Raw genomic sequence first — 3,389 nt, forward strand, 5'->3', positions numbered from 1 at the left:
AATATTCACGATGTGCCTCTTGCCTTGCGCTACGCGGATCGTATTGTCGGTTTGCGCAAAGGCAAAGTGGTATATGACGGAGCGCCAGCCGGGCTGGATGCCGCCGCCTTGACCGAGATTTATGGCGAGGAAGACTGGAATGCGCCGGCCCAGGCACCGGACGCAGCGGCTGCGGACGAAGACCTGGCCAGCGCGCCGCCTCTTGCCCCCGCCGCCATGGGCGCGCAAGCGGAGACGCGTTTGCGGGAGAGTCTGGCATGAACCGCGCCATGTCTGCCGGGCGGGCAGCGGCGCAAAACTATCCGCGGCAATGGCGGCGCCCGCCGCGTTGGGGCGCGCCCTGGAAAACCCGCCTGCTGCTGGCGCTGGCCGGCTTGTACCTGTTCTGGGCGCTGGGCAGCTTGCCTATCAACTGGACGCGAGCGGCTGAGGGCTTTGGCCGCGCAGCGCTGTTGTTCAAGCAATTTTTCGTTCCGGATTTCAGTTCGCGCTGGAGCGAAATATCCGCCGGATTGCTGGAAAGCCTGGCGATGACGATCACCGCGACGGTGCTGGGCATTGCGCTGAGCGTGCCGGTCGCGCTGGGCGCGGCGCGCAACATGGCGCCGTGGCCAATCTATGCCGCCTGCCGCACGCTGGTCGCGGGCGCGCGCGCCTTCCCGGAAATCATTATTGCCATTCTGTTTGTGAAGATGTTCGGCTTTGGGCCGCTGGCCGGGATGATTACGCTGGTCATCGCCTCCGTCGGCTTTCTGGCCAAGCTGCTGGCTGATGAAATCGAGACCATAGATGCGTCGCAGTGGGAAGCGCTGCGCGCCACCGGCGCGAGCTGGCTGCAATGTGTCGCTTTTGCTGTCATGCCGCAGATCAAACCGCGTCTGGCGGGGCTGTCGATGTACCGGCTGGATATCAATTTTCGCGAGTCCGCGGTGCTGGGGATTGTCGGGGCCGGCGGGATAGGCGCGACGCTCAATACATCGCTGGACCGCTATGAGTTCGATACGGCTGGGGCGATTTTGCTGCTGATTATCGCGATTGTGCTGTTGGCGGAGTACGCCTCCGGTCTTGTCAGGCGGCATTTCCAATGAAGAACACCTCTTTGCATTCCTCTGCCTCCGCGGGCGCGCCGTTGCCGGTCTGGCGTCATCGGAGCACGGCGGCGCAGCGCGCCAACTGGCTGTGCTGGTTATTGGGCGCTTTGCTGTTTTATCTGGGCTGGCAGGAAATCAGCGAAAACACGATCTGGGTGTTTGCCGCGGATGCGCCAAGTGCGGCCTGGGATATGGTGTCGCGCATGTTCCCGCCGCGCTGGCAGTACACCGGCCAGCTATGGCAGCCGCTGGTCGATACGATTCATATCGCTACGCTGGGAACGGTGATCGGGGCCGCGCTGGCCATTCCGCTGGCATTCCTGGCTGCCGGGAATACGACGCCCAGCCGCTGGCTGGCGCGACCGGCCGCGCTGGTCGTGATCGTGACGTCCCGCTCTATCAACTCCCTGATCTGGGCCATGCTGCTGGTCATCATGCTGGGGCCGGGGCCGCTGGCCGGGACAATTGCGATTGCGCTGCGTTCCGTGGGTTTTGTCGGCAAGCTGATCTATGAAGCCATAGAGGAGACCGACGCCCGCCAGGTCGAAGCCATTCTGGCGACGGGCGCCAGCCGTTTGCAGGTGCTGGGCTACGGGATCGTGCCGCAAGTCATGCCGGCGATTGTCGGAACGGTGGTGTACCGCTGGGATGTGAACATCCGCGAATCGACCATCCTGGGGATTGTGGGTGCGGGCGGGCTGGGTTTGCCGCTGGCAGCCTCGGTGGATACGCTGGCCTGGCCTCAGGTGACGCTGATCTTTATCGCTATTCTGGTGATGGTGGGCATAGCGGAATGGCTGTCGAACCGGATACGCAGCCGCTTGATCTGAAGTGGAGCGCTGAAACAGAACGCTGAAACAGAGCGGCCCTTGCGCTGGAGACTAGTGCAAGGGCCGCATTGGCGGGCTCAGTCATTCACCTGCCGGGAGCGCTAGGCGCGCATGCCGCTGGCGGGGCGCCAGGGCATGCGTGTCAGGCTCAGGCCGCGCTGGCGCGCTGGGCCAGCGCGGCGCGCACGCCGGCGGCATAGGCCGGGTCAGCCTTATCGAAATGCCCCAGCTGGCGTTCGACGATGTTCTCAGGCACGCCATCCATGGCTGCTGCGACGTTGTCGAACAATTGCTGGCGCTGCGACGCATTCATCAGGCGGAAGAGGTCGCCAGCCTGGGTGTAATCGTCGTTGCCTTCGCGGTGGTCATAACGGTCCGCCGCGCCTTCCAGAGGCAGTGGCGGCTCCTTGAAGGCAGGCGCTTCTTGCGGGCCATTGAAGGAGTTGGGCTCATAATTGACCGAACCGCCGCCATTGTCGCCATAGCGCATGGCGCCATCACGGTAGTAGTTATGCACCGGGCAGCGCGGCTGGTTGACCGGCAACTGCTCATGATTGCCCCCGAGACGATGGCGCGCGGCGTCGGCGTACGAGAAGATGCGGAATTGCAGCATCTTGTCCGGGCTATGGCCAATGCCGGGGACGACGTTCGCCGGCGAGAAACTCGCTTGTTCGACTTGCGCGTGGTAGTTGTCCGGGTTGCGGTTCAATTCCAGCGTGCCGACCTCGATCAGCGGGAAGTCGCCATGCGGCCAGACCTTGGTGAGGTCGAAGGGGTTGTAGCGGGTTTTCTCGGCCTGCGCTTCGGTCATCACCTGAATGTAAAGCTTCCAGCGCGGGAATTCGCCGTTCTCGATCGAGTTGTAAAGGTCGCGCTGATGCGACTCACGGTCGCCACCGATGATTTGCGCGGCTTCGGCATTCGTCAGGTTTTGGATCCCTTGCTGGGTCTTGAAATGGAACTTGACCCAGTGGCGCACCCCTTGAGCATTGACCATGCTGTAGGTATGGCTGCCGAAACCGTGCATGTGCCGCAGGGAAGCGGGCAGGCCGCGGTCGCTCATCAGAATGGTGACCTGGTGCAGCGATTCTGGCGACAGGGACCAGAAATCCCATTGCGCCGTGTTGCTGCGCATATTGTTGCGCGGGTCACGCTTTTGAGTGTGAATGAAGTCCGGGAATTTATAGGCATCGCGGACAAAAAAGACCGGGGTATTGTTGCCGACCAGATCCCAGTTGCCCTGGCGGGTGTAGAACTTGAGCGCGAAACCGCGCACATCGCGTTCCGCATCAGCCGCGCCGCGTTCGCCAGCAACAGTGGAAAAACGCAGCAAAAGATCGGTTTGCAAGCCGACCGCAGAGAACATGTCCGCACAGGTGTAGCGCGTAATGTCGTGAGTCACGGTAAACGTGCCAAATGCGGCTGACCCCTTGGCATGCACGACACGCTCGGGAATGCGCTCACGGTT

Annotated in this window: 3 protein-coding genes and 1 pseudogene; 3 read left to right on the top strand and 1 reads right to left on the bottom strand. The window is 62.6% G+C overall.

Annotation, left to right across the window (positions count from 1 at the left end):
- The 3 genes and pseudogenes from ACTJGZ_RS15980 to phnE (ACTJGZ_RS15990) all read left to right on the top strand — a co-directional run.
- Positions 1-261: pseudogene (locus ACTJGZ_RS15980) on the top strand (hypothetical protein); the annotation flags it as partial.
- The gene (phnE, locus tag ACTJGZ_RS15985) at positions 258-1,088 is read left to right on the top strand and encodes a phosphonate ABC transporter, permease protein PhnE (RefSeq protein WP_441663878.1); all 831 of its coding nucleotides are present in this window, start codon (positions 258-260) and stop codon (positions 1,086-1,088) included. The pseudogene ACTJGZ_RS15980 and the gene phnE (ACTJGZ_RS15985), both read left to right, overlap by 4 nt.
- The gene (phnE, locus tag ACTJGZ_RS15990; protein WP_441663879.1) at positions 1,085-1,921 is read left to right on the top strand and encodes a phosphonate ABC transporter, permease protein PhnE; all 837 of its coding nucleotides are present in this window, start codon (positions 1,085-1,087) and stop codon (positions 1,919-1,921) included. The genes phnE (ACTJGZ_RS15985) and phnE (ACTJGZ_RS15990) overlap by 4 nt, the downstream gene beginning before the upstream one ends.
- Positions 1,922-2,069: 148 nt before the next feature.
- On the opposite strand, the gene ACTJGZ_RS15995 is transcribed toward phnE (ACTJGZ_RS15990), so the two are convergent.
- A partial coding sequence (locus ACTJGZ_RS15995) for a catalase (protein ID WP_441663880.1) occupies positions 2,070-3,389 on the bottom strand: 1,320 nt, incomplete at its 5' end.

It is taken from the genome of Kerstersia sp., from assembly GCF_052103615.1.
Lineage (GTDB): Bacteria > Pseudomonadota > Gammaproteobacteria > Burkholderiales > Burkholderiaceae_B > Kerstersia.

Coding starts and splice junctions, on each gene's coding strand:
- phnE (WP_441663879.1), top strand. CDS start 1,085: ATGAAGAACACCTCTTTGCATTCCTCTGCCTCCGCGGGCGCGCCGTTG.
- phnE (WP_441663878.1), top strand. CDS start 258: ATGAACCGCGCCATGTCTGCCGGGCGGGCAGCGGCGCAAAACTATCCG.